The following is a 24,600-nucleotide window of genomic DNA, read 5'->3' on the forward strand; positions in this document are numbered from 1 at the left end:
GCCTGTGAGCGCTCAGTCGTCGGCCGGCGCGCCGTGACCGCTCTCGAGTGCCGCCTCGGGAACCGTCCCGTCGTCGTTCCAACCGCGCTCGTCGTAGTACTCGGCCAGCCCCTGCTCGAAGTCCGGAATCTCGTAGGGGAGGCGGTCGTCGTCGCGGTCGAACCCGCGCTGGTTGTTGAAGTGGCGTTCCATCGCGACGACCTCGCCGCCGATCTCGAGCAGCTCCTCGTAGTCGGCGTCGAGTAGCGTCTCCATGCGTTCTTGACTCAGGAAGTCCCGCGAGAACTTACAGAAGACGGCGCTGTCCTTGATGGCGTTGATATTCTCGAGTTCGACGAGTTTGGGTGGTTTGCCCTCGAGGCCCTCCTTGTCGAAGGCGTCGTCGGCGTCGACCAGCGGGTACTCGTAGGGGTAGAACTCGGCGTACATGTGGTCTGCGCCGCGGTTCGAGGTGGCGAAGGCGAGTCCCTGGCCGTTTAACGTGCGCCCGTCGTGGGCGGAGAACTCCATGCCCTTGACGGTCCAGTTGTCGACGCCGAGTTCGTCGTGAACGCGGTCGACACCCTCGGCGAGGGTGTCGCCGACGCCCTCGCGGTGGGCGATCTTCTCGACGAGGTCGTGGATGAGGTCGGCGTTGCCGAACTCGTCTTCGCTCGCGAGGTAGGCCGCGACGGTGTCGCCCGCCGAAATGGTGTCGAGCCCGTACTCGTCACAGAGCTTGTTCGACTTCATCAGGTCGACGATGTCGTCGATGCCGGAGTTCGAGCCGAAGGCCATCAGCGTCTCGTATTCGGGCCCTTCGGTCTCGAGGCCGGATTCCTCGTCTCGCGTGGGCAGTTTGCAGGCGAAGGCACACGACGAGCAGGTGCCTTTCTTGTACTTCTTCTCCTCGACGCGGTCGCCGCTGATTCCGTCGATCCCCTCGAAGGACAGTTCCTCGAAGTAGTAGCTCGGCAGGGCTTCGACCATGTTCGCGTACTCCGCGACCGAAGTCGTCCCCTGGGCCTTCATGGGGTGTTCGGCCTGAGCGGCCTCGCCGTGGATCTCCATCTGGATCGGCGGTATCTCGACCTCGCGGGTCGAATCGCCGTCGAACGTGATCGCTTTGACGTTCTTCGCACCCAAAACGGCGCCGAGCCCGCCGCGACCGAAGGCCCGTTCCTTCGAGGTCATGATCGAGGCGAACCGGACCTCGTTCTCGCCGGCCGGCCCGATGACCGTGGTGTGCTCCGAGCCGAGGCCGTGTTCGTCTTCGATATACTCGCAGGTTTCGGGAACGGTCGCCTCCGCGAGGTCGGGCACCTCCTCGAACTCGACGCCCTCGTCGGTGACGTGGAGGATGACGAGTTCGTCGCTCGAGCCGGAGATCTCGACGGCGCTGTAGCCGGTTCCGGTGAAGTTCCGCGAGAGGAACCCGCCGGCGTTCGACGAGAGCAACCCGTCCGTCAGCGGCGAGACGGCGGTCGCCGACATCCGACCGGTAAAGCTCATCGTCGAGTGTTGCATCGGCCCCGTCGCGAAGTAGAGCGAGTTCTCGGCCCCCAGCGGATCGGCGTCGAACGGGATCCGATCGTGGGCGAGTTTCGTTCCGAGCGCTCGGCCGCCGATATACGACTCGAGAAGGTCGTCGATCTCCTCGGTCTCGACGGTTCGCTCGCCGACGTCGATCGAACACAGCGGTCCCCGTACGTGTTTCATGATACCACAGTGGTGGTCACGGGCGCAAAACGGTATCGGTTTTTCGAACGGTGATAGGCCGCGTATCGAACGATCGGGGCCGAACGACGTCTCACAGCGACCACATTTTCGGGTGCGTTTATGACCCCGTGGCGTCTGGGCTCGCCTATGTCGCGGCCGGACGAACCCGTCGAGGAGCCGACGATCGACGACGTCTACGAGCAACTCGAGACGCTCGCGGAGACGGTCGATACGGCCGACGAACGGACGGAGGTGCGGCGGACGATGCGGCTGGTCGATCGGCTCTCCCACAACGCGGCGGTGGGGAAGGTGATTACCGAGTTCACCCGCAAGGACAAAGCCGAGGCGTTCGTCGGCAGCGTCGTCGTCGGGCTACCGATGCTCGTCGAAGACGGCATCATCGCGATCGGAGCCTACCTCGCCACACATCCGGCGCTGTTGCTGGCGAACCTCGCGTTCACGGCCGCCCTCGTCGTCGGCATCCTCTACGTCGCCGACTTCCGGGAGGTCCAGATCCACGATCCGTACGCCGGCGTCGTTCCGCGTCGGCCCGTCTGGGTGCTGGTGATCGCCTTCGCGACTGCGGCTGGATTGATGACGCTGTGGGGCCGCGTCGGGTGGGACGAGCCGTGGCTCAATCTGTGTCAGATCTCGGTCGTCTTCACCGCGATGGCGATCGGCGGCTCGCTGGGCGACATCCTCCCCGGCGAGGACTGACGACGGGGCCCTCGAGCGAAACGGTTTTCCGGTCGACGGAGCAGTCGCCTGCATGGTCAGTGCGGCGATCGCCTTCGCGGTCGGGGCGTTACTGTTGTACGGCGGCTGGGCGGTCACGGGCGGGATCGCAACGCGGTCGCTCTCGCCCGTGAACGCGGTCTTCCTCTCTTACGTGGCGAGTCTCGTGATCGTCGGCGGCTACGTGCTCTCGGTCCGTCGCCCCGTCTCCGGAACGCGCGTCGACGTCGCCGCCGCGCTCGTCTCGGGCGTCTTCCTCGCGGCCGCCTCTATCAGCTTCTACGCCGGCCTCGCCCGCGGGAGCATGGCGATCGTCTCGGCGATCGCCGCCCTCTACTTCGTCGTCCCAGCGGTCGTCGGCGTCGTCTACTTCGACGCGGCGCTCTCCCCGACGAACGTCGCGGGGCTGGCGCTGGCCGTCGTCGCCGTCGTTCTGGTCGCGACCTGAGGAGAAGCGCGCTCGAGACGAGCGCGGTCCGGGACCCGGCGGCAGTCCTAGACCGGCGTCCCGCAGCGTTCGATCGCCTCGCGGACCGCCTCGGTCCGGCCGATGAGCGTGATGTGGTCCCCCTTCTCGAGGACCACGTCCGCGGACGGGACCTCGTTGGTCCCGTTCCGACTAACGAGCGCGATGAGAACGCCGTTGGGGAGTTCCTTCCCGACATCGACGACCTGCTTGCCGACGAGGTTCTCGTCGGTGACCTCGATCTCCTGGACGTCGCCCGAGCGGCCGAGTTCCGACATCCAGTTCGAGAGCGCCGGCCGTTCGATCACGTTGTCGATCGCCCACGCGGTCGATTCGGCCGCCGAGATGGTCTCGACGCCGAGATCCTCGAACGCCGACGCGTTCGACGGATTGTTCGCGCGGGCGATCACCGTCTCGACGTCGAAACTCGACTTCGCGAGTTGCGCTACGAGGAGGTTCACGTCGTCGTCGCCGGTCGCTCCGACGATGATCCGGGCGTTCTCTGCGCCCGCCCCCCGCAACACCTCGATGTCGGTTCCGTCGCCCTCTCGGGCCGTGAAACCGTCGTTGCGGAGTTGTTCGAGGGCCGCCCGATCGTCGTCGATCAGCACTACGTTTTCACCGCGCGCTTCGAGCCGTTCTGCCAGCGAGCGACCGACGCGGCCGCCGCCGATGATGAGTACACGCATTGGTATCACGTCGAGTTTCTCCGCGATCTGCCTGGCGAAGCCACCCTCGAAGACGACCGTCACGAGGATGACGAGAAAGACCGTCCCGACGAGCAGATCCGCGCCGGCCGGGTTCGTCGGTGCGGTGTCGGTCTGTAACCTGATCGCGAACAGGGTCGCGACCGACGCCGGAATGATCCCCCGCGGGCCGACGAAGCTCATGAACAGCGTCTCTCGGAGCGTGAATCGACCGCCCCGTGTCGAGACGAAGACCACCAACGGCCGCAGGACGAGCATCACGGTCGCGACGATGGCCACGCCGCCGACTCCCAGCGCGAGCAGCTGATCGAACTCGAGCAGCGCCGCGAGCGTGATGAAGACGAAAGAGAGGACCAGCAGCGTGACATCGCCCTTGAACGCCTCGATGTCCTCTTCGTACGGCAGATCGGCGTTGCCCAGGATGAGTCCGGCCGTCGCCGCGGCTGCGACACCGGCCTCGGAGAAGACGAAGTCGGCCAGTCCGTACGTGACGATCGCGCCCGCCAGCGTGAGCAATCTCGCGTTCTGGGGCGCGTTGTCGGGCGAGAGATCGACGTACTGGAGGACAGCCCAGACGACCGCCGCGACGACGCCGCCGATGAGCAGTCCCGTTCCGAGTCGCTCGGCGAACAACTGGAGGTAGATGTCGGCGTGGATCTCCCTGATCGTCATCGACTTGAACAGCACGACCGCGAGGATCGCCGCCGTCACGTCGTTGACGATCCCCTCCGTCTCGAGGGTCGCCGCGACCCGGTCGCGGACGGGAACGACCTTCAGGATCGGCGTGATGACCGTCGGCCCGGTCGCGACGAGCAGCGCGCCGATCAACAGCGCGATGTCCCACTGGGCCGCGAGGAAGAACCGGACCGCGGCGGCGGTCCCCAGCAGCGCGATCGCCGCGCCGACCGTCGTCAGCCGCAACGCCGCCGCGGGAGCCTTCTTGAGCTTGTCGATCTTGAGGTGGAACGCGCCCTCGAAGACGATGATGGCGACCGAGAGGCCGACGATCGCCGAGAGCCCACTCTCGCCGAACGAGTCGATAGTTAGTATACCGACCCCTTCCGGACCGAGCGCGACTCCCGAGGCGATGAGAAAGAGGACGCTCGGAACCCGAAACCGGGCCGAGAGGAGCTGTGAGAAGACACCGAGGCCGACGATCCCGGCGACGAGCAAGAGCAACTCGCCGCCGCCTTCCGCACCCGTCATAGTCGCGACTGTCGGTCCGCGAACGGTCGACGCGACGATACGGCAAGCACGTCCATTCGTCTTGAACGAGACAGTCCACGCGGTTAACTCCTGCGAGAACTAGAGAAAACGGAGCGAGTACAGCGGTTTCGATCGGGGCCGGCACCGACCGAGCCGGAAACCGAACGCGTCACTCCTGCCGGCGCGGCTGGCCACGGCCGCGAACTCAGGCGTCCTCGTAGATCCGGTCGACGCGGTCGTCGAACCGCTCGAGGATGACGCGACGCTTCTTCTTCATCGTCGGGGTGAGCATGTCGTTCTCCTCGGTGAACTCCTGGGGGACGAGTTCGAACTGTTTGATCGTCTCGTGTTTTTCGAAGTTCTCGTTGACTCGATCGACCTCCTGCCGGATGTGGTCGCGGACCCGCTCGTCGTCGCACATCGCCTGCGGGTCCTCGGGGAGATCGATCCCTTCCTCCTCGGCCCACGAGCGGACGTGAGCCGTGTTGGGGACCAGCAACGCGCCAATAAATTTCTCGCCGTCGCCGACGACCATCGCTTGCTCGACGACCTCGCTGGCGGCGAAGGCGTCCTCGAGCGGGCCGGGCGCGACGTTCTTGCCCGTCGAGAGGACGATGATCTGCTTGACGCGGTCGCGGAACTCGAGGTAGCCGTCGGGCCGGATGTGAATGATGTCGCCGGTCCGGAACCAGCGTTCGCCGTCGTCGTCCTCCGTGAACGCGCCCTGTGTCGCGCCGGGCTTGTTCCAGTAGCCCTGCGTGACGTTCGGGCCCTTCACCAGGAGTTCCCCGACGTCGCCGGGGTCGTCTGCGAACGCCTCCTGATCGGCGACGGTCTCGTCGACTGTTACGTCGACGTTGACGAGCGGCGCGCCGATAGTGCCGATCTTCACGGCGTCTGGCGGATTCGTCGAGACGACCGGCGCGGTTTCCGTCAGGCCGTACCCCTCGAAGATCGGGAGCCCCATCGCGTGGTAGAGCCGACAGAGCTCCGGCGAGAGGCTACCGCCGCCGCTGATGAGCAGTTCGATCTCGCCGCCCAGCGCCTCGCGGACCGACGAGAAGACGAGTTTGTCCGCGACCGCCTGTTTGGCTTTCAGTAGCGGCCCCGGCGACTCGGTCCGCTGGTACTGCACGCCCACGTCCGTCGCCCACTCGAAGATCCGCTCCGACACGCTCGAGCCGCTGGCCTCCTCGCGAATGGCGTCGTAGATCTTCTCGTAGACCCGTGGGACGCTCGTCGCCGTCGTCGGGCTGACGGTGCTGAAGTCCTCCTGCAGCGTGTCCGGGCTCTCCGCGTAGGCGACGCAGGCACCGCTGGCGAACAGCCCGAAGTGCCCCGCGGTTCGCTCGAAGACGTGGGCCAGCGGCAGGTACGACATCGCCAGCGACTCCTCGTCTAACACCGGCACGTCGTCGTCCCTGTCCGGGCGCGGCGCGAACCGCTTCCGGATCGCGTTGACGTTCGACCGGAAGTTCCCGTGGGTGAGTTGGACGCCCTTCGGCTGGCCCGTCGTCCCGCTGGTGTAGATCAGGCTCGCCAGATCGTCCCACTCCGTCTCGTCGATCCGTTCCTCGTAGGCCTCGAGATCGAACGTCTCCTCGCCGCGGGCGTAGACCTCGCCGAGAGTGTAGATGTCGTCGCGGTCGTCGTACCCCTCGGTCTCGTCGATCGAGACGATGAACTCGAGGTCGAGAGCGTCCTCGACGTCGAGCACCTTCTCGAGGAGCTCCTCGTTCTCGACGACGACGCCGTCTGCGTCGGGGTCGTCGAGCAGATACTCGACCTGATCGGGAGAAGAACTCGTGTAGACGGTCGTGATGACTGCGCCGGCCGAAAGCAAGGCGAAGTCAGACTGGGCCCACTCCATCCGCGTGTTCGAGAAGAGGCCGACCCGATCCCCCGTTTCGACTCCCAGGTCGCGAAAACCAGCCGAGAGGTTGCGAACGATATCGCGCATCTCGGCGTAGGAAATCGTCCGGAACTCGCCGGGCGTCGCCGCGGGCAGAACCGAGTCGGCCAGCGATCGGTCGTAGATCCCTCCCTTGTACTTCTGTGCCGGTCGATTCGTGTTCCGCTCGGCCGATTCCTCGAACATCCGTGCGAGCGTCGTCTCCCCGATGACCTCGTCTTCGTACTCCCGTTCGGTATCCAACCAGTTCATATATGCGTGAGAGTAGCTCCCGTGCGATAAAACGTGATGAAACGGATTTCATCCGCCGCTGCGTTTATATTCCGGCCCCGTTCGGCGAAAAATCAGCTCAGAAGGGTGAAATAGACCGGTACACGGAAAAGAACCGAACGTTGATTGTCGACGGACCGATGGCCGCTTGCAGGCTCACTCCCGCCCCTCGAGGTAGCCAAGCACACCACGCGTGTTCATCACCGCCTCCGAACTCGACTTCTCCGCGCCCCAGACGTCGTCCATCGCCGCCGTTTCGGCGAAGTATTCGATCACTGCCTCGTCGTCCTCGAGTTCGTCGCGTTTCGCCTCGACCGCCGCGACCCACTCCTCGAGGACGGTCGCGTACTCGTCGAGCGCGTCCGCGGCGTCGTCGCCGACGTAGCGTGGTCCGAAGTGGGGGTAGCAGAACACGTCGGGATCGAGTTCTTTCAGGGTCTCGACGTCCTCGAGACACTGCTCGAGGTCGAACTGCGAGGGCGGCGAAGTCTCCCTGATCTCCTCGGTCTGTGGCACCCAGATGCCGGCCGCGTCGGCGACGAAGACCGCGTCGTTCGCCGGATCCTCGAAGACGACCTGATGGGGCGCGTGGCCGGGTGCCGCGTGAACGCGTAGTTCGTGCGTGCCGAGGTCGATGGCGTCGCCGTCCTCGATTTCGACGATCCGGTCCTCGGGGATCGGCTCGGGTTCGACGTAGTAGTCCCACTGCTCACCGACGGCCGCTTTCGTCCCCGCGACCAGCCGCGAGGGGTCGGCCAGATGATCGGCGCCGAGCGCCGGCACGTAGACGTTTGCGTTCGGACAGTCGCGAGCGAGAAAGCCCGCGCCACCGGCGTGATCGAGGTGGATGTGCGTCACCGCGATCACCTCGAGGGCCGCCCGATCGATGCCGACCTCGTCGAGCGCCTCGAGAAGGAGGTCGTAGTTGGTTCCGATACCGGTGTCGACGACCGCGGGTCGGTCGTCGTCGATGATGTAGACGGCGCCGTACCCGCTGGTTCCGTACATTCCCGTGTCGAGATAGTAGAGATCCGAACAGTCACCGGTCGTGACTTCGTGGACGTCTCCGACTTCCATACCGGGAAACGTGTTAGCGGGGGGGATAAAAGCTCGCGTCGCGGGCGATCGGCGCAACCACGACGGAACGGGGCCGTTACAGACTTTACATCCCACCCTCTTGCACACGGTAGATGCTTCGAATCGCCCCGAAACCAACGCGGTCACCATCGCCGAGATGAGCCACGATACGCCGGACTGGCTCGGCCTGCGCCCGTCGGCCCCGTGGCTCCGACAGGAGTCGGTCCCTTGGATCGTCAGCGGCTTCGGCGGACTCTCGTTCGCCTTCCTCGTCGGCTGGTGGATCGTCTTCGCCGACCTGCTCGACGCGACCGCCGTTTTGCTCAGCCTCGCGCTGGTCGGCGGCCCGGCGCTCGGGCTCGTCTGGGGCGGTTACCACCTCGAGCGCAGTGACATCGACCCCTCCCGATACGGCCGCGTTCTCGAGTGGTTCTTCGGCGGCGCGCTCGGCTTTCTGCTGATCAACCTCCTGACGATGGCCGTCTTCCCCTGGTCGTTCGCGGGGAACGTCTCGTGGGCCCAGTTCGCGGCCAACGCGGGCGCTGTCGGCGGGTTCGCCGTCGGCTACGTCGAGGCGCGGGCGATCCAGCGCGAGGTCGAGGCGACGGCCGCCACCGTCCGCGCCGAACAGCTCGCGGACGAGCGGGAACTGCTGACCTATCTGAACGACCTCCTGCGACACGAGGTGCTGAACTCCTCACAGATCATCAGCGGCCACGCGACGCTGCTGCGCGAGGAGTGCGACGATGAGCGAACCCGCGAGCGTCTCGCGACGATCGAGCGCGAGAGCGACGACCTCGTCGGCGTCATCGAGGACGTGCGAGCGATGCTAGACGCAAACCGTGGACCGGAAGGCGGCGCCGTCGTCGATCTCACCGCCCTGCTCGAGGAGCAACTGGCCGACTGCCGCGCCCGGTACGACGACGCGACCGTCGAGGCCGAACTCCCCGAGGCCGTCGCGGTCAGGGGGAACAAGGGGCTCAGATGGGTCTTCTCGAACCTGCTCGAGAACGCGATCGAGCACAACGACGGCGACACCGCCCGCGTTCGCGTGACCGTCGACGCGGCACCCGAGACCGTCACTGTCACCGTGGCGGACGACGGGCCGGGGATTCCCGAAGCCACCAGAGAGACGCTGTTCGAGCGCAAGTCGAACAACCACGGGCTCGGGCTCTACCTCTCGCGGATCCTCGCGAACAGATACGGCGGCACGGTCGAACTCGCCGAGACGGGAGCCGACGGCAGCGCGTTCGTCGTCACGCTGCCGCGTGCGGGCGGCGACGGAGACACGGCCGCCTGATCAGCGCTCCTCGACCGACTCCTTCCACTCGCCGATGCCCGAGGGATCGAGGTGGACGTGCGCGTCGCCGACCTCCTCGAGCGCGCGCAGGCGATCGACCAGATCCGACTCGATGTCGTGGGCCTCGCGGAACGGCATATCGCCGTCGACCTCGACGTGGACCTCGACCTCGAGGACGGTCCCGTCGTAGAAGACGGTGAGGTCGTGGACGCCCTCGACGGCCGGATGCCGGCGGAGCGCCGCCGTGATCTCCCCGCGCTTTTCTGGGCCGGGCGCAGCGCCGATGAGGTAGTCGACGTTCTCCTTGCCGATCTCGACGCCCTGATAGACGACGAGGAGACTGACGAGGCCGCCGGCTGCCGGGTCGAGCAGCGGCAGGTTCACCAGTACCCCGAGGACGCCGACGATGGCGGCGATCGACGTGTAGATGTCGTTCAGACAGTCTTTGGCGAGCGCCGCGAGGGCCGTCGACTGCAGGCCCTCGTTGATCTCCACGGTGTAGCGATAGACGAGGTACATATCGAGGATCGCGAAGCCGAGTGCCCCGAGCAGCAACACGCTGAACTCGATTTCCGTCCCGTACAGCAGCCCCTGAACGGACCGGTAGAGCAGGTTGAGGCCGAGCAGGGCGATGACCGCCCCGACGAACAGCGCGGTCAGCGGTTCGATCCGGTCGTGGCCGTGGGGATGGGTGTCGTCGGGTTCGTCGAACGCGCTCCGGCCCCAGACGAGAACGACGACGCTGGCGACCAGATCCGCGAGCGAGTGGGCCGCGTCCGCGAGCAGGGCGACGCTGCCGAAGGCGAGTCCAGCCGCCCCCTCAACGACGATCTTGACGACGTTGCCGAGGACGTTCGCCCACGACGCCCGTGCGAACCCGTTCCGTCCGCCGTCCGCGGCAACGTCTCCGGACATGGCTCGATTTAGAGGGAGTCTAACCTTGGCTCTTTTCCTTCCGCGGCCGGCGGCGGGGCAGTCGATGGCCGATTCCGGGGTTTCGCAACGCTCATACCGATTCCGTGAGTCCCCTGGCACAGTCGGGCGACAGAGTTCGCTCGCCCACCGGAACCAGCTATGGCAGCCGACCACCCCCTCGTTCGACTCGAGACGCTCGCGCTGATCGCCGTCGGCGGCTTCGCCGGCGCGAACCTCCGGCTATTCGCGATGGGGCTGTTTCCGGACGTGCCCTCGATCGTCCTCGTCAACGCCGTCGGAAGCGCGGTGCTGGGCTTTCTGGTTTACGAAGCCGAGTACGCTGGCCACATCGGCTCCGAGACGCGAACCGTCTTCGCGACCGGGTTTCTCTCCTCGCTGACGACCTACAGCACGTTCGCGATGCAGACCGCGTCCGCGTCGGGGCCGCTCGCGATCGTCGGGATCGTCGCCGCCAACTACGGCCTCGGCGCTGTCGGCGTCCTCGCGGGCCGGGCGCTGGCCCGCCGCGTCGGCCAGTCGCGGCCGGCCGGAGGTGAGACGGCGTGAGCGCGGCGAGTATCAGCCCGAGCGCTGCGATGGTCGCGGCCGCGCTCCTCCGCTGGCTGCTCGCCGACGGCATCGCCGCGTTCGAACCCGAGCCGGCCCACGTCGTCGGAACTGGCGGCGCGATCGGTGCGGTCTGCCGCCACTGGGTCGGCCGGCAGGTTTCGAGACGAGTCGCGAGCTCTCGATTCCCGCTCGCGACGTTCGTCGTCAACGTCGTCGGCAGTTTCGTACTCGGACTGCTCGTCTTCGCGGGCGCGAGCGAGTCGGCGCTCCGACTCGCGGGCACCGGGATCTGCGGCTCGTTCACGACTTTTTCCTCGTTTTCCGCCGAAACGGTTCGGCTGTACGAGCGCGGCGACCGCGCCCTCGCGGTCGGCAACGCCGCGGCCAATCTCGCCTGCTCGCTCGCGGCGATCGGTCTGGCGTGGGGTCTCGTCGTCGCGACGCCGCTCTGAGACTCGGTGAGACGCAGCCCGCTCGCGCGCTCGAGACAGGTTAGCGATCGGTCAGAAGTGGTACCAAGCCGCACGGCCTCGAGCGATCGTTTCGCGTTCGACCCGCGGTAGGTTTATGTCCGGGCTGCGTTAGACGCCGCTATGGAGGCTCGCCAATCCGCGTGGCGTATCTATCGCGAGTCGCTCCCGATCCTCGTGGTCAGCCTCGCCGGCGGGATCTTCGCAGGGGCGGTACTGGGCTCGAAGGGAATGACCGAAGGATTCCAGCGGTTTCCCGGTATGCTGTTGTTGCTTCCCGCCTTCCTCGCGACCCGGGGGAACGTCTACGGGGCGCTCGGGGCGCGCATCTCGAGCGGGCTCCACCAGGGGATGATCGACCCCGAGTTCTCGTGGGATCGGCGGCTGATCAACGCCGTCGCGGCCTCGTTCATCAACGGGATCAGTATCTCGATCTTCATCGCCGTCGTCTCGTGGGGCATCCTACACGTGCTCGGGCGGGAATCCGCCAGACTCATCGAACTCGTCTCGATCATGCTGGTCTCGGGGATTCTGACCTCCACGACACTGATCTTCGGGTTGCTGGCGCTGGTCTTCGCGAGCTACCAGTACGGCCTCGACCCGGACAACCTGATCGGCCCGATCGTCACCACGCTCGGCGACGTCTTCGGCGTCGTCTTCCTCTTCATCGCGCTCACCGTCGCCGAGGTGATCTTCTGATGGCGGCCGCGGGGGCCGACGACCCGCTCGACACCTGGACGATCAGACACATCGTCGGCACGATGTTCCCCATCCTGCTCGTCCTCTCGATGCTCGAGATGGGATCGGGCTACGTCCTCTCGGCGCTCGAGGAGACCTACCTCTCGAACCCGACGCTGCTCGTGCTCGTCCCCGTGATGATCGGGATGGGCGGTAATCTCGGCGCGATCCTCTCCTCGCGGCTCTCGACCCGACTGCATCTGGGGCTGCTCGAGTTCGACCCGCGGAACGAAGTGCTGTGGACGAACGTACTGGCGATCCTGGGGCTCGCGGCGACGGTCTTCTCTGCACTCGGCGTCACCGCCTGGTTCGTCGGACAGGTCATCGCCCAACCGATGCCCCTGACCGATCTCCTCCTGATCTCGATCGTCAGCGGCATGCTACTGGCCGTGATCGCTATCGTACTGAGCCTCGGCGCGACCTACATTTCCTATACGCGGGGGCTGGACCCGGACGACACGACCATTCCGGTGGTGACGAACCTCTGTGACATCCTCGGCGTGATCGTTCTCTCGGTGGTCGCGCTCGTCGTCCTGAACTGAGCGACGACGCCGAGCGAAACAGGCGCGACTACGCGATGTGGAAACCCGAGAACGGACGATCTCCCGTCATAGCTTCACCTTGTGACCAGAGCCACTTAAACGGCGAACGGAATGGAACCGCCGTCAGGTGGTCGCCAGTTCCCGGAAAGCCGCTGCGGCCGTCCGGGTCCCTTTCGAGATGAGCACGTCGCCCCCGCGGAGTTCGGCGTCGGCATCGGCGACGAGGAGCCAGCCGTCGCTCGGCCGCCGGATGGCGATCACCGACATCGTCGAGTCGGAATCGGGAACGCCGGCGGTGACCGCGGTCCCGTCGAGGTCGCTACCCTCCTCGACCACGACGCGAGTGATGATTTCGTCGCTCTCCTGAACGGCCAACTGGACGACCGGGTGGACGTCGATGTCCCGCAGGACGCCCTCGCTGATCTCGAGTGCGGTGTCGCTGATTCGCTCCGTGCTGCTGCCCAGTTGGATCAACCCCCGCAGGACGACCGGGTCCGCCGCGTCGGCGGCCGCGCGGAGCGTCCAGGCCTCGAATCGAGACTGCATCGCGTCGACCTCGACCTCGAGGTTGCGGACCTCTTCGGCGAGTTCCTCGCTGTCGAACAGCACGCTGCTGTAGGCCAGATCGACCGCCAGTTCGGAGAAGTCCTTCATGTGGACGATCGTGTCGACGGCCCGTTCCAGGTCGTCGATGTCCGGCGCCTCGACGGTCGGCGCTTCGTAGCCGTCGCCGGTCAGCGTCTCGTAGACGTCGCCGATCGCCGTGTCGGGGCCTCGGAGGAGGGCCACGTCGTCGGCCTCGATGCGCGTGTTCGGCCCCGGATTGAGCAGCCAGTCGGTACCCCGCCGGAGTGCGATTACGCGTACGCCCGTCTCCGACTCGAGGTCGATGTCCGCGAGCGTCCGCCCGGCGTAGGGAGAGTCGGGAGCGACGACGCCCCGGACCAGCGTCTCGGCCGCCTCGGGCAGCGCCGCTCGCATCGCTTCGGGTAAGCCCATATCCTCGAGGACGATCTTCGCGATATCGCCGGCGGCGTCGCTGATCTCGTCGGCCGCACCGACGATACCTAGCACGGGCGCGAGCTGTTCCGCGTCGGCCGGTTTCCGGGCGGCCATTAAGAGACTCATTCGCGCGCGAAGCTCGAGGACGTCCATCCGCTCTTCTAACCGGAGCACCTCGGTCGCGAGCTCCTCGCTGCGGTGGAGGACAGCCGAGTACGAGAGGTCGATCAGCAGCTCCGCGGTGTCTTTCATCTCCACGAGTACGTCCTTGACGCTGACGGGCTCGTACTCGATTGGGGCCGACGACGTCTCGCCCTCGAGCGGGTCCATACCTCGAAAGAGGAAGTCCCGCGGAAAAAACGTTTCCCGCCAGCGGCGCTCGACGGCGACGCGGCCTTCCGACACGGTTTTGCCCGGGCGCAAAGAACGCACGACTAATACCAATGCTCGACCGGACCTATCTGCGCGAGAATCCCGACGAGGTACGCGATGCCCTAGAGAACCGCGGGGCCGACGTCGACATCGACGAGTTCCTCGAGCTCGACGAGCGCTGGCGAGAGCTGAAGGCGAAAGGTGACGACCTGCGCCACGACCGCAACCAGATCACCAAGAAGATCGGTAAACTCGTCGGCGAAGGCAAAGACGAGGAACGAGAGGAGGCTATCGAGCGCTCGCGGGAACTCAAAGCCGAGATCGAGGAGGTCGAAGACGAGGCCGCCGAACTGCAGGAAGAACTCAACGAGCGGCTGCTCGAGATCCCGCAGGTTCCCCACGAGAGCGTCCCGCTCGGACTCGACGAACGGCACAACGTCGAGGACCGGCGCTGGGGCTTCGACGACGTCCGCGACCTCCCCGACGAGGTGACGCCCCACTACGACCTCGGCGAAGACCTCGACATCATCGACGAGGAACGCGCCGCCAAGACCACCGGCTCCGGCTTCTACTTCCTCAAAGGCGAGGGCGCACAGCTCGAGCACGCCCTGATCCAGTTCATGATGGACCTCCACCGCGAGCAGGGGTACGTCGACCTCTTCCCGCCGGTTCCGGTCAAGAGCGCCTCGATGCGGGGTACTGGCCAGCTACCGAAGTTCGCCGACGACGCCTACCGGCTCGGCGGCAGCAACGAGGAGGAGTACGAGGACGACGACCTCTGGCTCTGCCCCACCGCGGAGGTGCCGGTCACCAACATGTACGCCAACGAGATCCTCCTCAAGGACGACCTCCCGCTCAAGCATCAGGCGTACACGCCGAACTTCAGGCGCGAGGCCGGCGAGCACGGCACCGAGACCCGTGGCATCGTTCGCGTCCACCAGTTCAACAAGGTCGAACTCGTCAACTTCGTCGAGCCAGACGAGAGCTACGACCGCCTCGAGAATCTCCTCGACGAAGCCGAAGAAGTCCTCCGGCGACTCGGCCTCCCCTACCGCATCCTCGAGCTCTGTACCGGCGATCTCACCTTCGCCTCCGCCAAGACCTACGACATCGAGGTCTGGGCCCCCGGCGACGACATGGACGACGGCCCCGAGGCGGGCGGCCGCTGGCTCGAGGTCTCTTCCGCGTCGAATTTCGAGGACTTCCAGGCCCGCCGGGCCGGCCTGCGCTACCGCCCCGAGCGTCACGAATCGGCCGAGTACCTGCACACTCTGAACGCCTCCGGGCTGGCGATTCCGCGGGTGATGGTGGCCATCCTCGAGTACTACCAGAACGAGGACGGCACGGTGACGATTCCCGAGCCCCTGCGGCCGTACATGGGCGACAAAGAGGTCATCGAGGGCCACGAGAAGGTCGGCGAATCGGCGTTGGGTGCCGGCGAGCGGGAGTAGCGCCTTACCGCCGGTTCGCCGGTTCGACAGGCTCTTTTGCTTCGATACCGGCTTGCCTCGAGTATCACAACTGACCGCCGAAGACACTACATATTTTATATTTGCCTGTTTTAATTAGATGTTATGTACATCGATCTCCGGCAGAAAGTGATCGCCTCGGTCGTCGGCGTGGTGTTCGTCCTCGGCGCGCTAGTGCTGTTCCCGTGGTGGCTCGCGCTGCTCGTCTTCTTCGCTATGGTTCCGTTTTACATGAAAATTTTGACCGCGTAACGAGCGAATTCGAGTCGCAAACGCACGAGTGACCGGTTGTGGCCGAGATTCCGGGCTCGAACGCGTCCGGAAGACGCGCGAGGATCCGTGCAAGCGGTCGGTCTCTTAGATGTAGTCGACGCTCGGCGGCAGCTCGAGCTTCATGCCCTTGCGCTCGCGGATCTCCATGATCTTGTCGCGCTGGAGCGAGTCAGACATGAATTCGAAGCCGGCGTTCTCGGTGTTCCAGGAGGCACGGCCCTCGGTCGCAGACCGGATGTCGCTTGCGAATCCGATCATCTCGTCGACGGGTGCGATACCCTCGACGACCATGAGGTCACCTTCCTGGTACATGTCGTCGACGCGACCACGGCGGCCCTGAATCTCGCCGGAGGCGGCGCCCATGTGGTCGTTCGGAACGTCGATACGGACGTCCTGCATCGGCTCCATCATCTTGATGTGACCGTCGATGAGCGACTTGTGGACGGCCTCACGCGTGGCCGGAATGACCTGTGCGGGACCGCGGTGGATGGTGTCCTCGTGGAGTTTCGCGTCGTGGAGACGGATGAGCGTTCCCTGGACCGGCTCGTTGGCGAGCGGACCGTTGTCGAGGGCTTCCTCGAGACCCTCGATGAACAGCTCCATCGTTTCGTTCAGGTGCTGGATCCCTTTAGTCTGGTCGAGCAGGATGTTCGTGCCGTGGATGTGCTCTACGACCTGGGAATCGTCTTTGTCCATGCCGGCTTCCTGGAGCGCTTCACGGCGCTCGAGTTCGGGCATGTTCATCGACGCCTCTCCCATCCGGATCGTCTCGACGATCTCTTCGCTGAGCGGCTCGGCGGAGATGTAGAACCGGTTGTGGCGGTTCGGCGAGATGCCTTCGACCTCGTCGCTCGCACGGTCGATGGCCTCGCGGTACACGACGATCGGCTCACCGGTGTTGACCGGGATGCCCTGGTTCTTCTCGATACGCTGGGTAATGACCTCGAGGTGAAGCTCACCCTGCCCGGAGATCAGGTGCTCGCCGGTGTCCTCGTTGATCGTAATCTGGATCGTCGGGTCCTCTTTCGAGACCTGTCGAAGCGTCTCGATGAGTTTGGGGAGGTCGTCCATCGTCTGGGCCTCCACGCTCTTCGTGATGACCGGCTCCGAGATGTGTTCGATCGACTCGAACGGAGTCATCTCCGCGCTCGAGACGGTCGAACCCGCGATCGCGTCGCGCAGGCCGGTGACGGCCGCGATGTTCCCTGCAGGGACGTGATCGACCTCTTCGCGTTCGCCGCCCATGTAGATACCGACGGACTGGACGCGGTTCTTGCCGGCGGTCCCGGAGACGTACAGCTCCTGACCCTTCTGGAGGGAGCCCGAGAAGACGCGGCCGGAGGCGACTTCGCCGGCGTGTGGGTCCATCGCGATGTCGGTGACCATGAAGACGACCTCGCCGTCCTCGTCGACGAGACGCATCTGTTCGGCGAGCTCGGACTCGTCGTCACCGCGCCAGATACGCGGAATACGACGGGGCTGAGCGTCGACGGGGTTCGGGAAGTGCTCACAGACCATGTCGAGCACGACGTCCGACAGCGGCGTCTTCTCGTGGAGTTCCTGGCGCTTGTCCGCGCGCTCGAGTTCCATGATCTCGGCGAAGTCCATGCCGGTGCGCTGCATCGAGGGCATCGAGACGCCCCACTTGTACAGCGCGGAGCCGAAGCCGACGGTGCCGTCCTCGACGGAGACGGTCCAGTCGTCGATGTCGTCCATGTCCTGGGTCATCCCGCGGATGAGTTCGTTGACGTCGTGGATGACCGACAGCAGACGCTGCTGCATCTCTTCGGGACCTTCCTGCAGTTCGGAGATCAGACGGTCGACCTTGTTGATGAACAGGGTCGGCTTGACGCCCTCACGGAGTGCCTGTCGCAGCACCGTCTCGGTCTGGGGCATGGCCCCTTCGACGGCGTCGACGACGACGAGCGCACCGTCGACGGCGCGCATCGCGCGGGTCACGTCGCCACCGAAGTCGACGTGGCCCGGCGTGTCGATGAGGTTGATGAGGTGGTTGGTTCCCTCGTACTCGTGGGTCATCGAAACGTTCGCCGCGTCGATGGTGATCCCACGTTCCTGCTCGTCTTCCTCCGTGTCCATCGCGAGCTGTTCGCCGGCAGTCTCGTCGGAGATCATGCCGGCACCGGCGAGGAGATTGTCAGAAAGTGTCGTTTTCCCGTGGTCGACGTGAGCGGCGATGGCGATGTTCCGGATGTTCTCCGGTTCGTCCATCAGCCGTTCACACTCTTGGACGATCTTCTTGCGTCGGCCCATATACACCCCTTTACCGCCAGCGGGGTCAAAAGGGTAGTGTTTCGTCGCCGCCGGAATTCGTCGCCTCACCCCGTCCGAACGCCGGAACGTCCAATTTACGTGAGTGAATGCCACGCAGTTAGCGGTGATTCCCCGACAGTCATCGACTTGCAACCACGGCCGTGGTTCGACGACGGTCCGCAGTCGAGTGAACTGTCCTCTCACTGCAAGGGGGCGTAAGAGACATACAGCAACAGCCCTTGGTATCACCACACATGGACATACGCGTACAGGGTCCGGGTCCGAGCGCGCCGTTTCTCAGCGCTCAAGACCTCTTCGAGACCGAACACGATCTCTCGCTGCCGGTTCAGGTCCAGCTCCGTGACGATCCCGACGAACGTACCTGGGCCGGCCACTACGACGACCGCCACGTCCTGAACATCTCGCGACAGGCCGCTTCGTCGGCGATGGCCCGGGAACTCGCCCTCCACGAGTTCGCCCACATGGCCCGCCACGAGCAACAGCATCCCTCGCATACGCAGTCGACCGAGGAAGTGCTCTACCTCGCGCTGGCCGGCCGCAGCGTCGAGCGCCGCAAACTCTCCCACTGCTACCAGATCGCGAATCACATGAAAGACATCTACGCCGACGACATCACCCTCTCGGTCGGCCCAGGGGAGAAACTGCTCTCCTTCCTCGAGTCGAGCCTCGCCGTCGCGATTGCCGATCGACCGGAGACGCCGCCACGACCGGGACTCGAGCGCCTGTCGGCGAGCGCCGATCCGGAGATTACGGCGGTGAACGCAGCCTTCGCGCTGGCGCTCGCGGAACGACACGACCTCATCGACGAGGATCATCGGCTCTACGATCTCGCCCACGCGGCCGCGATGGACGCTCCCGAGATCGACTTCGGGGAATTTAAGCGCCGATTCCGGGAACTCGCCCGCGAACCCGACGCGAGCACCTACCGACAGGTACTGGTGGACGCCACCCGCTCGTACGTCGGCGGTGACGGCCCCGCTGCGGACTAACCCTCATCGGCCGAACGGTACTGACGCCGAGGGGATCGAACCGACGTCGCACGGACAAGAAAAACGCGACAGGGCGCCGCCGGAAGCGAGTGCGAACGTGTACCCTTCAACCCGAACACTTATTGTTTAAGCCGATAAATGAATGGAACATACCAGTAATGCTCTCGGGAAGGGACTGCACAGAGGCAAACGGCGACGGGTTCTCCGACGAACTCTCACGGTTGAAACGCCAGGGTGCGGGCGTTCTCGTCGTCGGTTCCGTTCGAGCGGACCAGCGTCGGGACGCTTGCCGTCGGCTGCTGGGTCAGAACTCCGAGCAGGTCCGCAGACGGATTCTCGTCTCGACGACCGGTGAATCACACCAGCTTCCCCTGCTCGTCGACGACACCCACCCGGAGACGTTTTCGGCGATTAGCTACGATACAAAGGCTCGCAGCGCCGCTGCGAGCAGCCCCACGGCTGGACCATCGATCCCAGCATCGCCGACCGAAGTCGACACCCTCGCCGACCTCGGTGTCGCCATCTCGAGCGCGATCGAATCCTTCGAGTCCGACGCGAACGGCCTCGAGCCCGCAGAGCTCCGCGTCGGAATCGACTCGTTGCTCCCCTTACTCGAGGAGTACGGCAGACAGCAACTCTTCAAGTTCCTGCATCTGACGAACGGACGAACGCGAGACGCCGACGGGATGGCGCACTATCATCTCCCCGTCGAACGGGACGCCAGGATCGTCCCGATCCTCTCGCCGCTTTTCGATGTCGTCGTCGAACTACAGGAACGGAACGGCGACTATCAGGAGCGGTGGGTTATAGACGATGGAGCCCATTCGTCCGGGTGGGTAACGGTCGACCAGAAGTAACGTCTCGTCGCCGCAACGTCGGTCCCGATCCCGAGGCAGTACTGCGGTCGGCCCGATGATGGCCGCCCGATACGAGCATCCGTTCCGATGAAACCGAAATTCGAGCCGACACAGGAGGGTGTAGAGATAATCGATCCGATCGAGCGCCACCGGTATCGGTTGACGACCAACGAACCGGTCTCGCTCGAGTCAGCGGATGCTGATCAATTTGGATTGCCGGTCGGGTCAGTGGCACGGTTTCGGGCTAATTCGATCACGTTGCCGAAGACCGAAACCGTCCTCGTCCGCGACTCGGACGGGCTGATGCTCACCGAAGTCAGTCCAGCCGAGCAGAAAGTGCTCCAACCGAGGGAGTATACGGTAGATCTGTCCGGTCCGCTGAAAGTATATGCGCAGGTCGATAGTTCGATACGGATTTTCTCCGATAATGAGCGGACGTACATCACTTTCGGCGACGAGACGAGTGTCGTTCTGGGGGCGCGGTCGTTCCACGAGCGCCCAGCAGGAACGATCACGACGACGGCAAATCCGACGGACCTCATGGAAGCGGTGTCCGCGTTCGGTTCCGCGTTGAAAACCACGATGCCCGAGCGGTCCTATCCGACACTCCGGGGTCATCCACCACGTCTTGAGGTCGGCGACGAGCTCCACGTTCCGACGGAGTCCAATCGACCAGACCACGGCGTTCGAATAGAAGTCCCAGCGACGCGTCGGCACGTATTCGTTGTCACGCCGCTTGCCTACTACCTCGGTGCGACCGTCGGTCCGGGTTCGAACCCGCGGATTGTTACTGATGAAGGATATACGTATGCGCTCGACGAGCCAGACGGGTTCGAATCGTCGGTCCGCAAGACGCTGAAGCAAGTGTTCTTTCTCGACTGTGTCGTTCGGACCGAAGGAAAGACACCTCTACCGCTACACGAACGTCAGTCGATCGAACCACTGCTCGATTTCGACGTCGCTGACGTGTACGACCGGCCGCTCGCCAAGCGGGTCGAACGATATCTCGAGATCCCTTATATCCGTCTGAACCCCCATTTACCGAGTTGGCAGTTCGAAACTCAACTCAAACCAACTGCGGACCACATCGAATTTCTTCCGTTTCTCGCGAACGATCTCGCGGTCATTAGCACCGCACCTACAGATACCGAACTAACCCCGACGGAACCAGTCGCGGAACAGGCAATCAAGGCATTCACGCGAAACGACTTCGTCCGTGGTACACAGTCCAGACCTCTCCGCGGAAACAAGGCTGTCGTAGCATCAACTAACTCGCCAGAAGTACCGACGGTTCGGCAATCGTGGACTGGTATCGATGACTCCGAAATAACCAGTACAACGTCACTATCGGCCTATCAAAACAACGTCGGTCGAACGCCAAAAGACGGCCCTATCGAGATCGAGGTTGTCTGCAATGATTCCGAGATGAGCGCAGAACTGGAAAGTGTTGATGGTATATATGGAACTCGTGAGGAATTGCCGTTTGACACCACGGTCCATCACGATCTTTCAAAAAATGGGCTTAAGGAAGTTCTGGCAAGAGATAGTGACTTTTTACACTATATCGGACATATTGACGAAGGCGGTTTTCAGTGTTCGGATGGGAAATTGGACGCTGCAACGGTTGGTACTGTCGGTTCGAAAGCGTTTCTTTTAAACGCATGTAAATCTCACAATCAGGGCCTTCATCTCATCGAAAAGGGGAGTATAGGGGGCATCGTGACGTTCGGTAATGTCGTCAACAGCGGTGCAGTTGCAGTTGGGAGTTTGATTGCCCAGTTACTAAACCTCGGTTTTCCGCTCTACGGTGCCGTAGATGTAGTTCGTCAAGAGAATGTTACTGGGGAACAGTATCGTATGGTCGGAAACGGAGAAACAACGATTGCGCAGCCTGAAACGAGAGTTCCAAACCTGTGCTCTATTTTCAAGAAGGGGAAGGAAAATAGTATAGAGGTGACGACCTATAACTCCACCAACGTCAGGAGAGGAGGAGTGTTTTCACCATATATCGACTCGATTGACTCCTACTACGTCATTCCACGGAAGACGGAACGAATAGCGGTGACCGAACCAGAACTCAGCGATTTTTTCGATGAGGCTCTGTTCCCCGTGATCCAAAATGGTCGGATTCAGTGGAGCAAAGACCTACTCACTGACTAGCGGTTACGGGCCAAGGAACATACTACCGTTCGTTGCTGCAGCACTACTGGCCTGCGCCAGTAATAGTAAAACTGTGAACAGGACGCCGATCATTCGGGGGTGATTCTTCAGGTAGTTCGTAATGTCCGTCATAGTACATTCCAAGTATAGGCCTGGTTATTGTTTAATTTATTTTAATATACCATACATGAATAGATAAGGCCAATGTCATATAGTACTGTTCTGAATCCGATTGAGCGAAGTGGCACAGTCAATAAACTGATCCAGCGAGTGCGTTCGATGGAATTCGTGGGATCAATCCTGCCGGTTGCTGCAGCGTGAGACTCGACCGGGGAACCCAAACAGCGATACGAGAAGATTGCGATCGAATGCCGAACGGCTGTCGCTAGATAAGAACGGAAAGAGAGAACTGAATCGCGTTAACGTGCGGCTGCCGCGACGCGCTCTTTCTCTTCTTTCTGACTGACCGCGTAGGTCTGGACGTCGTAGTTGGCCGCGCCAATGAGCTGGCGGGCGATGGCCTCCTCGACGGACGTGTTCGTCTTGAAGGAGTCGTTGTAGACGCCCTCCGCGAGGAACTTCAGCGCCTGGTCAACCCGGCGCTGCGGGGCGACGTCGACGGCCTTCGGAACGGAGATGCCACCGTACTTCAGGCGGACGGTCTCCTCTCGAGGAGCCGCGTTCTCGACGGCCGTCACGAGCACCTGGATCGGGTTCTCCTCGGTGCGCTCGTGAATGAGATCGAAGGCGTCACGGACGTAGTTGAGCGACTGCTGTTTCTTGCCCGTGTTCTCCTCGGTCTGCATCAAGCGGTTGATGAAGCGCTCGACGATCGAGACCTGCGACTTCTTGAACTGCTTGCTGGCGTGACGACCCGCGGTGTGCGCGACGGGGGTCACCGTGATGTACCGCTCGGTCGAGGGATCGGCGTACTCGAGTTCGCCGATCTCCCACGTGCCGAAGAGTTTCGCCGAGACGTCCGCGTCTGCGCCGCCGGCCGGCGCGTCCGGATCCGGTTGATCTTCTGCCGCCATGGTTATCGCACCGGTTTTTCGGCGTTCCCGCGCACGAGTTCCTTCAGCGCGACGCCGTTGACCTTGTCGACCTTGTAGTTGACACCGGAGAGGTCGCCCATCGCGCGACCCTTCGCCCCACCGATACCGGCGATGGTAACTTCGTCGTGCTCGTCGATAAACGAGATCGCACCGTCACCGGGACAGAACGCGGTGACCTGCTTCCCGTTCTTGATGAGCTGTACTCGGACGCACTTTCGAATCGCCGAGTTAGGCTGTTTGGCTTCGATGCCGACCTTTTCGAGTACGATACCGCGGGCCTGGGGTGCGCCCTCGAGCGGGTCGGACTTCTCGCGAAGTCCGCGGGCGCGACGCGCGTAGTCCGAGTCGGACCACCGCTGGTTCTGGCGGTCCTTCTTGAGCTTGCGCGCGGCGTATTTGCCGTTTGCCATAGTACCCGTCGCTATCCGACGAAAGCACTTAAGCGACCCGTTTCGAGTCGCCGTTACGGCGCGAGAAGCGTCGAAGGACCCCAACGAAGGAACCTGAGCGGGTTTCACCACCGAACAGTCGCTCTCGGAGCGTCCGCGCCGTCGAGCGACCCGTGATGAACCCGGCGGATCGAGCACACGCCGTCCAGTCGATGATCCAGAGAGAGCACCGTTCGAACGCCCGACCTCGGTCGAATCCGCAAGTCGAACTCACAGCGGTTTCCGGACCGTCGACCCGTTTCGGGGTGAAGATTTATCAGTTACGACGATAGTGTTGACTCGATGAATCGTCGAAGCGTTATCGCGGGGATCGTTACGACGACGCCGCTGTTCGCGGGGTGCGCCGAGCAGGGTTCGAGCGTCCAACTCGAGCCGCGAAACGTACTGGTCGTCGGAAACGACCACGACGGATGGACGTGGGACGTGACGTTCGACGTGTGGTACCACCTGAACGCCCTCGCCGAAGGTGAAGGGTTCTACGGCGTCCGCTCACATCTCGTTGCCACCGACGGAGAAGAAATCGATCGGTTCGAGCACGGCGATTTACCGTGGCACGCCCTCGAAACCGACGAGCGGACGAGAGACGAAACCGAAGCGGGGACCGAGTACAACGGGACGTACCGTGAAACGGTGTCGGCGACCGCGGATCGGTTTCCGAACTGGATCGTGTTTACCGTCGACCGGACGGAGACCTCCGGACGGGCGCTCGTTTCGGTTTCCGGTGTGACCGCTGCCGATCCGGTCCCGTTAGAATCCCCCGAGACAGATGATCGGAACCGGACGGACACAGAGACCGGTTCGAGGGGATCCGAAGCCGATACCGGCGATCACAAAAACGAGACCGGATCGAAACGTCTCGAGATCGCAGACGACGACTGGACGAAGATCGAACTGAAACGGTATCAGTCGTTTCCGCCGACCGCCGAGATCGCGTCGGCCGCGAACGCGACGAGCAACCGGACCCAGGATACACCGACCGATCGCAACGTCACGGACGACCGCGACGTCGACTCGAACTCGAGCGGGTAGTCCCGTCGGGCAGACGGAGACCGGTCTCGTCGGGTCCTTCGAAATCA

Annotated in this window: 22 protein-coding genes; 13 read left to right on the top strand and 9 right to left on the bottom strand. The window is 63.7% G+C overall.

Annotated features, from left to right (window positions below; genetic code table 11):
* Positions 1-12: 12 nt before the first annotated feature.
* Positions 13-1,698, bottom strand: a complete 1,686-nt coding sequence (locus tag NDO75_RS13095) for an aldehyde ferredoxin oxidoreductase C-terminal domain-containing protein (RefSeq protein ID WP_310906822.1) — start codon at positions 1,696-1,698, stop codon at positions 13-15.
* Between the two features lie 147 nt (positions 1,699-1,845).
* Here NDO75_RS13095 and NDO75_RS13100 point away from each other — a divergent pair, with 147 nt between their 5' ends.
* The gene (locus NDO75_RS13100; RefSeq protein WP_310906823.1) at positions 1,846-2,415 is read left to right on the top strand and encodes a DUF2391 family protein; all 570 of its coding nucleotides are present in this window, start codon (positions 1,846-1,848) and stop codon (positions 2,413-2,415) included.
* 52 nt (positions 2,416-2,467) lie between these two features.
* Positions 2,468-2,881, top strand: a complete 414-nt coding sequence (locus NDO75_RS13105) for an EamA family transporter (RefSeq protein ID WP_310906824.1) — start codon at positions 2,468-2,470, stop codon at positions 2,879-2,881.
* Between the two features lie 47 nt (positions 2,882-2,928).
* Here the strand turns inward: NDO75_RS13105 and NDO75_RS13110 are convergent, their stop codons facing one another.
* The 3 genes from NDO75_RS13110 to NDO75_RS13120 form a co-directional block, all read right to left on the bottom strand.
* Complete coding sequence (locus tag NDO75_RS13110) at positions 2,929-4,812, bottom strand: cation:proton antiporter (protein ID WP_310906825.1); 1,884 nt, start codon at positions 4,810-4,812, stop codon at positions 2,929-2,931.
* Between the two features lie 205 nt (positions 4,813-5,017).
* Positions 5,018-6,976 (bottom strand): long-chain fatty acid--CoA ligase, encoded by a 1,959-nt coding sequence (locus tag NDO75_RS13115; RefSeq protein ID WP_310906827.1) that lies wholly within the window; start codon positions 6,974-6,976, stop codon positions 5,018-5,020.
* A gap of 174 nt (positions 6,977-7,150) precedes the next feature.
* Positions 7,151-8,071, bottom strand: coding sequence for an MBL fold metallo-hydrolase (locus tag NDO75_RS13120; RefSeq protein ID WP_310906829.1), 921 nt, complete (start codon positions 8,069-8,071; stop codon positions 7,151-7,153).
* Between the two features lie 157 nt (positions 8,072-8,228).
* Here NDO75_RS13120 and NDO75_RS13125 point away from each other — a divergent pair, with 157 nt between their 5' ends.
* Entirely contained in the window at positions 8,229-9,371 is a 1,143-nt protein-coding gene (locus tag NDO75_RS13125; RefSeq protein ID WP_310906830.1) for a HAMP domain-containing sensor histidine kinase, read from the top strand.
* Here the strand turns inward: NDO75_RS13125 and NDO75_RS13130 are convergent, their stop codons facing one another.
* Positions 9,372-10,286 carry a cation diffusion facilitator family transporter gene (locus NDO75_RS13130; RefSeq protein ID WP_310906832.1) on the bottom strand — a complete coding sequence of 305 codons (915 nt, stop codon included), beginning with the start codon at positions 10,284-10,286 and terminating at the stop codon, positions 9,372-9,374.
* Positions 10,287-10,445: 159 nt separating this feature from the next.
* On the opposite strand from NDO75_RS13130, the gene NDO75_RS13135 reads away from it, so the two are divergent.
* From NDO75_RS13135 to NDO75_RS13150, 4 genes are all read left to right on the top strand, one after another.
* Positions 10,446-10,853, top strand: coding sequence for a CrcB family protein (locus tag NDO75_RS13135; RefSeq protein WP_310906834.1), 408 nt, complete (start codon positions 10,446-10,448; stop codon positions 10,851-10,853).
* A gap of 29 nt (positions 10,854-10,882) precedes the next feature.
* On the top strand, positions 10,883-11,308 hold the full coding sequence (gene crcB / locus NDO75_RS13140) for a fluoride efflux transporter CrcB (RefSeq protein ID WP_310907530.1): 426 nt from the start codon (positions 10,883-10,885) through the stop codon (positions 11,306-11,308).
* Between the two features lie 141 nt (positions 11,309-11,449).
* Positions 11,450-12,025, top strand: a complete 576-nt coding sequence (locus tag NDO75_RS13145; protein ID WP_310906836.1) for a magnesium transporter — start codon at positions 11,450-11,452, stop codon at positions 12,023-12,025.
* Positions 12,025-12,606: a magnesium transporter gene (locus NDO75_RS13150; protein ID WP_310906838.1), complete on the top strand. Its 582-nt coding sequence runs from the start codon at positions 12,025-12,027 to the stop codon at positions 12,604-12,606. Before NDO75_RS13145 ends, NDO75_RS13150 begins: the two co-directional genes overlap by 1 nt.
* Positions 12,607-12,729: 123 nt before the next feature.
* Here NDO75_RS13150 and NDO75_RS13155 read toward each other — a convergent pair whose 3' ends face one another.
* On the bottom strand, positions 12,730-13,938 hold the full coding sequence (locus NDO75_RS13155; protein WP_310906839.1) for a TrkA C-terminal domain-containing protein: 1,209 nt from the start codon (positions 13,936-13,938) through the stop codon (positions 12,730-12,732).
* Between the two features lie 113 nt (positions 13,939-14,051).
* On the opposite strand from NDO75_RS13155, the gene serS reads away from it, so the two are divergent.
* Both serS and NDO75_RS13165 read left to right on the top strand, forming a co-directional pair.
* On the top strand, positions 14,052-15,431 hold the full coding sequence (serS, locus tag NDO75_RS13160) for a serine--tRNA ligase (protein WP_310906841.1): 1,380 nt from the start codon (positions 14,052-14,054) through the stop codon (positions 15,429-15,431).
* A 123-nt stretch (positions 15,432-15,554) separates the two neighbouring features.
* Positions 15,555-15,701, top strand: coding sequence for a hypothetical protein (locus NDO75_RS13165; RefSeq protein WP_310906842.1), 147 nt, complete (start codon positions 15,555-15,557; stop codon positions 15,699-15,701).
* 105 nt (positions 15,702-15,806) lie between these two features.
* Here the strand turns inward: NDO75_RS13165 and NDO75_RS13170 are convergent, their stop codons facing one another.
* Complete coding sequence (locus NDO75_RS13170) at positions 15,807-17,993, bottom strand: elongation factor EF-2 (RefSeq protein ID WP_310906843.1); 2,187 nt, start codon at positions 17,991-17,993, stop codon at positions 15,807-15,809.
* Between the two features lie 254 nt (positions 17,994-18,247).
* Between NDO75_RS13170 and NDO75_RS13175 the strand changes: the two genes are divergently transcribed.
* The 3 genes from NDO75_RS13175 to NDO75_RS13185 all read left to right on the top strand — a co-directional run bounded on the left by NDO75_RS13175 (position 18,248) and on the right by NDO75_RS13185 (position 22,020).
* Positions 18,248-19,003: a DUF5781 family protein gene (locus NDO75_RS13175; RefSeq protein WP_310906844.1), complete on the top strand. Its 756-nt coding sequence runs from the start codon at positions 18,248-18,250 to the stop codon at positions 19,001-19,003.
* Positions 19,004-19,161: 158 nt separating this feature from the next.
* A complete protein-coding gene (locus tag NDO75_RS13180) occupies positions 19,162-19,860 on the top strand; it encodes a hypothetical protein (RefSeq protein WP_310906846.1) in 699 nt (232 codons plus the stop codon).
* Positions 19,861-19,947: 87 nt separating this feature from the next.
* On the top strand, positions 19,948-22,020 hold the full coding sequence (locus tag NDO75_RS13185; protein ID WP_310906848.1) for a hypothetical protein: 2,073 nt from the start codon (positions 19,948-19,950) through the stop codon (positions 22,018-22,020).
* Between the two features lie 419 nt (positions 22,021-22,439).
* On the opposite strand, the gene NDO75_RS13190 is transcribed toward NDO75_RS13185, so the two are convergent.
* A complete protein-coding gene (locus NDO75_RS13190) occupies positions 22,440-23,054 on the bottom strand; it encodes a 30S ribosomal protein S7 (protein WP_310906849.1) in 615 nt (204 codons plus the stop codon).
* Positions 23,055-23,056: 2 nt separating this feature from the next.
* On the bottom strand, positions 23,057-23,485 hold the full coding sequence (locus NDO75_RS13195) for a 30S ribosomal protein S12 (protein WP_004267302.1): 429 nt from the start codon (positions 23,483-23,485) through the stop codon (positions 23,057-23,059).
* A gap of 321 nt (positions 23,486-23,806) precedes the next feature.
* On the opposite strand from NDO75_RS13195, the gene NDO75_RS13200 reads away from it, so the two are divergent.
* Positions 23,807-24,553: a hypothetical protein gene (locus tag NDO75_RS13200; RefSeq protein ID WP_310906865.1), complete on the top strand. Its 747-nt coding sequence runs from the start codon at positions 23,807-23,809 to the stop codon at positions 24,551-24,553.
* Positions 24,554-24,600: the final 47 nt, after the last annotated feature.

It is taken from the genome of Natrinema sp. 1APR25-10V2 (assembly GCF_031626495.1).
Taxonomy (GTDB): Archaea; Halobacteriota; Halobacteria; order Halobacteriales; family Natrialbaceae; genus Natrinema.

Coding starts and splice junctions, on each gene's coding strand:
- NDO75_RS13095 (WP_310906822.1), bottom strand. CDS start 1,698: ATGAAACACGTACGGGGACCGCTGTGTTCGATCGACGTCGGCGAGCGA.
- NDO75_RS13100 (WP_310906823.1), top strand. CDS start 1,846: ATGTCGCGGCCGGACGAACCCGTCGAGGAGCCGACGATCGACGACGTC.
- NDO75_RS13105 (WP_310906824.1), top strand. CDS start 2,468: ATGGTCAGTGCGGCGATCGCCTTCGCGGTCGGGGCGTTACTGTTGTAC.
- NDO75_RS13110 (WP_310906825.1), bottom strand. CDS start 4,812: ATGACGGGTGCGGAAGGCGGCGGCGAGTTGCTCTTGCTCGTCGCCGGG.
- NDO75_RS13115 (WP_310906827.1), bottom strand. CDS start 6,976: ATGAACTGGTTGGATACCGAACGGGAGTACGAAGACGAGGTCATCGGG.
- NDO75_RS13120 (WP_310906829.1), bottom strand. CDS start 8,071: ATGGAAGTCGGAGACGTCCACGAAGTCACGACCGGTGACTGTTCGGAT.
- NDO75_RS13125 (WP_310906830.1), top strand. CDS start 8,229: ATGAGCCACGATACGCCGGACTGGCTCGGCCTGCGCCCGTCGGCCCCG.
- NDO75_RS13130 (WP_310906832.1), bottom strand. CDS start 10,286: ATGTCCGGAGACGTTGCCGCGGACGGCGGACGGAACGGGTTCGCACGG.
- NDO75_RS13135 (WP_310906834.1), top strand. CDS start 10,446: ATGGCAGCCGACCACCCCCTCGTTCGACTCGAGACGCTCGCGCTGATC.
- crcB (WP_310907530.1), top strand. CDS start 10,883: ATGGTCGCGGCCGCGCTCCTCCGCTGGCTGCTCGCCGACGGCATCGCC.
- NDO75_RS13145 (WP_310906836.1), top strand. CDS start 11,450: ATGGAGGCTCGCCAATCCGCGTGGCGTATCTATCGCGAGTCGCTCCCG.
- NDO75_RS13150 (WP_310906838.1), top strand. CDS start 12,025: ATGGCGGCCGCGGGGGCCGACGACCCGCTCGACACCTGGACGATCAGA.
- NDO75_RS13155 (WP_310906839.1), bottom strand. CDS start 13,938: ATGGACCCGCTCGAGGGCGAGACGTCGTCGGCCCCAATCGAGTACGAG.
- serS (WP_310906841.1), top strand. CDS start 14,052: ATGCTCGACCGGACCTATCTGCGCGAGAATCCCGACGAGGTACGCGAT.
- NDO75_RS13165 (WP_310906842.1), top strand. CDS start 15,555: ATGTACATCGATCTCCGGCAGAAAGTGATCGCCTCGGTCGTCGGCGTG.
- NDO75_RS13170 (WP_310906843.1), bottom strand. CDS start 17,993: ATGGGCCGACGCAAGAAGATCGTCCAAGAGTGTGAACGGCTGATGGAC.
- NDO75_RS13175 (WP_310906844.1), top strand. CDS start 18,248: ATGGACATACGCGTACAGGGTCCGGGTCCGAGCGCGCCGTTTCTCAGC.
- NDO75_RS13180 (WP_310906846.1), top strand. CDS start 19,162: ATGCTCTCGGGAAGGGACTGCACAGAGGCAAACGGCGACGGGTTCTCC.
- NDO75_RS13185 (WP_310906848.1), top strand. CDS start 19,948: ATGAAACCGAAATTCGAGCCGACACAGGAGGGTGTAGAGATAATCGAT.
- NDO75_RS13190 (WP_310906849.1), bottom strand. CDS start 23,054: ATGGCGGCAGAAGATCAACCGGATCCGGACGCGCCGGCCGGCGGCGCA.
- NDO75_RS13195 (WP_004267302.1), bottom strand. CDS start 23,485: ATGGCAAACGGCAAATACGCCGCGCGCAAGCTCAAGAAGGACCGCCAG.
- NDO75_RS13200 (WP_310906865.1), top strand. CDS start 23,807: ATGAATCGTCGAAGCGTTATCGCGGGGATCGTTACGACGACGCCGCTG.